The following is a 4,676-nucleotide window of genomic DNA, read 5'->3' as shown; positions in this document are numbered from 1 at the left end:
CGCTATATCAACGGCAAAATCACCCGGGCGGCGGTGAAAAGCGAGGAGCTGGGCGGCACGCGCTATGCGGTGTACGAGCTGACGCTGGAGCCGGACCTGTGGCCGATGAAGCGCGACCGCAACTCGCGCATCTTCCAGGGGCAGACGGCGGTGCAGATTATCCACCAGCTGCTGGCGGAGTACGGCGTGCAGGTGGAGGACCGGCTGAAGGGCAGCTACCGCGAGTGGGAATATTGCGTGCAGTACCAGGAGAGCAGCTTCGCCTTTATCAGCCGCCTGATGGAGCTGGAGGGGATTTATTACTGGTTCCGCCACGAGCAGGACCGGCACGTGATGGTGCTGGCGGACGCGCCGGAGGCGCATCAGCCGTGGCCGGGCTATGAGCATATCGCTTACCACGTGACGGGCAGCGGCGGGGTGACGTCGGAGCAGGGCGTCAGCGGCTGGGCGCTGGAGGACAGCGTGACGCCGGGCATCTACAGCATCGACGACTACGACTTCCGCAAGCCGAACGCCTGGCTGCTGCAGGCGCGGCAGAACCCGGTCTCGCCACAGCCGGGGCAGATAGACGTTTACGACTGGCCGGGGCGCTTTGTGGAACACGCGCAGGGCGAGAAGTATGTGCGCGTGCGCCAGGAGGAGTGGCAGGCGGCGCACCGGCAGATAAGCGGTTCCGGCACGGCGCTGGGTATCGCGCCGGGTTACACCTTCGCGCTGCTGAACGCGCCGCACGGCGGCGACAACGGGCAGTACCTGACGCTGGAGACGGACTATTACCTGGAGGAGAACCGCTACGCCAGCGGAGAGGGAGAAACGGTGCATCGCATCGCGTTCCGGGTGCTGCCGGCGGAGGTGACGTTCCGGCCGCCGGCCGTGACGCCGTGGCCGAAAACGCACGGCCCGCAGACGGCGCGGGTGGTGGGGCCGCAGGGCGAGTCGATTTATACCGACCGCTACGGGCGCATCAAGGTGAAGTTCCACTGGGACCGGCTGGCGAAGGGGGACGAAACCAGTTCGTGCTGGGTGCGGGTGTCGAGCGCGTGGGCGGGCCAGGGGTTCGGCGGGGTGCAGATCCCGCGGGTGAATGACGAAGTGGTGGTGGACTTTATCAACGGCGACCCGGACCGGCCCATCGTGACGGGGCGGGTGTACAACGAGGCGAGCATGCCGCCGTGGGCGCTGCCGGCGGCGGCGACGCAGATGGGCTTTCTGAGCCGGTCGAAGGACGGCACGCCGGACAACGCTAACGCACTGCGCTTCGAGGACCGGGCGGGTGAAGAGCAGGTGTGGATCCAGGCCGAAAGGAATATGGATACCAACATTAAAAATGATGAGACCCATGCGGTTGGCGGCAACCAGACGGTGAATATCGGCAAAGATCACGTCAGTAAAGTGGAAGGCAGCTATGCCCAAATGACGCAGGCGACGCGCAGCGAGCTGGTTGGCGGCGATTATGAGCTAAGCGTCGAAGGCACGCTAACGCTGGCGTCGGCCAGCGCGATCCGCCTGATCTGCGGTGACAGCACATTTATTATGAACGAAGCGGGCGACGTAATGCTGGAATGCAATACCTTCTCAATTAATGCCGCCGCACAGGGCGAAATTAATACCGGCGGCACGCTTGATTTAAATATTAAAAAGCCCGGCGGCGCTATCTCTGTCGCGCCGATGCCGGATCAAATTAAAGAGCGGGTTAACGCGGCATTTAATAAAAACAAAGGAAACAGCTAATGAGTCAGCCAGTGGAATATATTTTGACGGAAGGCACCCTGACCCTGCCGGAAGCGGTGCAGGATGAAAGCGTCACTATTCTTAAGCTGCCGCAGGCGCGCGCTTCGCTGGTGGTTACCCGCGCGTTTAACGTGAAGCCGGGCGAGGAGACGCAGTATCTCCAGCAGCAGCTGGCGAAGGTCAAACGCGACATGAAAAAGTTTGTGGCGGAAGCGCCGCAGCCGACACAGCTTGGCGGCCTGCCCGCGCAGGAGGTCGCTTTTCATTTTCAAAATCAGCAGATAACGCTGTATCAGATCCTGCTGACTACCATGCTTAGCGATCATCTACTGGTATTAACCTTTAGCCGCACGCTGCCGTTCGATGAGGCGGCGCTGGCGATGTGGCAGGAGATTAAGGCAGGTTTCACGCCTGCTGGGGCCGGGGAGGCCTGAGCATGGCGGATGAACTGATTGCCGCCCGCATCGACGATCCGCTGGTACACAGCTCGGCGCTGGCCGATTTCGCCAGTGGGCTGGTGGAAGGCGCGATCTATTTAGGGATCTACGCCGCCGCTACCGCCGTCAGCGCAACCGGCGTCGGCGTGGCGGTGGGCATCGGCCTGACCGCCGCGGCGATGGTAAGCGGCATTCCTGAGCAAATCGGTAACAAAGCGGGCGAACTGGTTGATTCTGCACTCGATTTCTTTGGGTTGAAAGGCCCGCCTGACGCCAAAATCACCAGCGGCTCTGCAAATGTCTTTATTCAGGGCAAAGCCGCGGCGCGCGCGGCTGGTACCGTCGATCACGCCTTTCTGAACTCGCCTGCGGCCGATGCAGATGACAGCCTGTCGGCGGAAGATGTGGTGATGATGGTGGCGGCGGGCATCTCGGCCACCGCTTCCGCCGTGCTGCATCCGGGCAAAACGGCGCAGGCGCTGGCGGAAAGCATCAGTCATATCGACGGCGATGACGTTAAACACTACTTCAGCAATATCTGGAAAAACCTGACGCAGCCGGTTGTCGAAAGCGCCAGCTCCTACGCCACGCCCGCACCGCTGGATACCGTTCTCTGTTCCAAAGGCCACCTGGCGGAAAACAGCAATTTTATTGCGGAAGGTTCGCGCAAGGTACTGATTAACGGCCAGCCCGCCGCACGCAACGGCGATCGCAGCACCTGCGAGGCCAAAATCGAGGTGGCGGAAAATCCGCGCGTGCGCATCGGCGGCGGCAGTATCGTGGTGCGCGAGATACGCAGCGGTAAAAATGCCCTGATGTATATGCTGGGCGGGCTGATTGGCGGTATGGGCGCACGCCAGGCCGTGCGGGCGCTGCAAAGCCTGTATCGTGAGTTTAAGTTTATGCGCATGCTGCGTAACGCGGTTTGTCCGTTGGCCGCGGCTGGCGCCCAGTCGGCCGCTACGGAAGGCGCGGTGCAGGCAGCAGGGATGATCGCCAGCAAAGCGGTGCAGACGGCGCATCCGGTTAACATCGCAACCGGCGCTAAAATCCTTGCCGGACAGGAAGATCTCGATTTTTCGCTGGCGGATCGTATTCCGCTGCACTGGCAGCGCGTTTACCACAGCCGCAATACCGCCACCGGCCTGCTGGGCGTTGGCTGGATGCTGCCGTTTGAGACCCGGCTGCTGCAGCGCCTAAGCGGCGATCGCAGCCTGTTCTTCTGGCGCGATATTACCGGTCGCGAACTTGGGCTTGGCGAGATCAAACCGGGCGATGTCATGCACTGTCTGGAAGATGGCATGACGATCTGGTACAGCGTGCAGGGATCGATCGTTTTACAAAGCGATCTCGGCGAGTTCCAGCTTTACGAGCCGGATCCGCAGCGCGCCGGCGAATGGCGCATCACGCGTATTTACGATCGCCATGAAAATTGCCAGCACTACGATTACAACGATGCGGGCCAGCTAATCGCTATTTCCGGCGACAACCAGGCGATGGAAGTCGCGCTGAGCTATGAATCACAGGGGCGTCTGGCCGCCGTTCATCAGGTGTGCGACGGCATTCACCATTTACTGGTGAGCTATCGCTATAACGACCAGGGACAGCTGATCGCCGTCGAAGACGCGGACGGGATCGTAACGCGCCGCTTTGACTGGGATCGGGCCAGCGACTGCATGGCCTCGCACAGCTATGCTACCGGGCTGACCGTGGCATATCAGTGGCGTCCGGCTAATAACGGCACGGCGTGGCGCGTGGCGGAATATCAGGTGCGCGACGAGCAGCATAAGGTGCTGGAACACTGGCTGATCGATGCCGACGAACAGGCGCGTAAGGCCAGGGTAACCTGCCTGTCGGGCGGCAGCTCTGAACATCACTGGGATCACCTTTATCGGATCACCCGCTATATCGACAGCTACGGCGCCGAATGGCGCTATCACTGGGCAACCGACAGTGAGCTGTTAAAGGCGACCGTCGATCCTGACGGCAACCGCTGGGAATATAACCACGACCCGCGCGGCAATCTGACCATGGTGCGCGATCCGCTTGGCCTGGCGACCTTAACCACCTGGCATAAGGTGTATGCATTTCCGTTAAAGGAAGTGCTGCCGGACGGCGCGGCGTGGGAATATCGTTATAACAACCGGGGCGACGTCACTGAGCTGATCGATCCGGCGGGCAGCGTAACGCGCTTCAGCTGGAATGAGCAGGGCGATCTGGTTGGGCGTATCGATGCGCTGCAGAACAGCCATCGCTTCTGGTGGGATGAACGTGGACAGCTGCTGCGCGATGAAGATTGCTCCGGCCATCAGCAACAGCGCATTTATGACGAACGCGGCCGACAAATCAGTCACAGCCTGCCCGGCGCCGGTACTGAACGCTGGCGGTGGACGGCGGCCGGGCGTCTTGCCTGCCACATTCGCGCCGACGGACGCGAAACCCGTTATGATTACGATCGGGCCGGTATGCCGGCGGGCATTAATGTCGACGGATTTTCCGAACGTCACG

At 61.4% G+C, this 4,676-nt stretch carries 3 protein-coding genes; all 3 read left to right on the top strand.

Going from position 1 to position 4,676, the window contains the following annotated elements; all coding sequences use genetic code 11:
• A partial coding sequence (gene tssI, locus P3C52_RS20755; protein WP_275556756.1) for a type VI secretion system tip protein TssI/VgrG occupies nt 1-1,731 on the top strand: 1,731 nt, incomplete at its 5' end.
• Nucleotides 1,731-2,165: a DcrB-related protein gene (locus tag P3C52_RS20750; RefSeq protein WP_275556755.1), complete on the top strand. Its 435-nt coding sequence runs from the start codon at nt 1,731-1,733 to the stop codon at nt 2,163-2,165. The genes tssI and P3C52_RS20750, both read left to right, overlap by 1 nt.
• A 2-nt stretch (nt 2,166-2,167) precedes the next feature.
• Nucleotides 2,168-4,676, top strand: a 2,509-nt coding sequence (locus P3C52_RS20745; protein WP_275556754.1) for a DUF6531 domain-containing protein, incomplete at its 3' end; no start/stop codon positions are given.

The sequence above is a fragment of the Mixta sp. Marseille-Q2659 genome (assembly GCF_940807255.1).
Classification (GTDB): Bacteria; Pseudomonadota; Gammaproteobacteria; order Enterobacterales; family Enterobacteriaceae; genus Mixta.
This window is presented reverse-complemented; position numbering and strand designations above follow the sequence as displayed.

What these genes read in the sequence shown, in the direction of transcription:
- P3C52_RS20750 (WP_275556755.1), top strand. Translation starts at nt 1,731, where the DNA reads ATGAGTCAGCCAGTGGAATATATTTTGACGGAAGGCACCCTGACCCTG.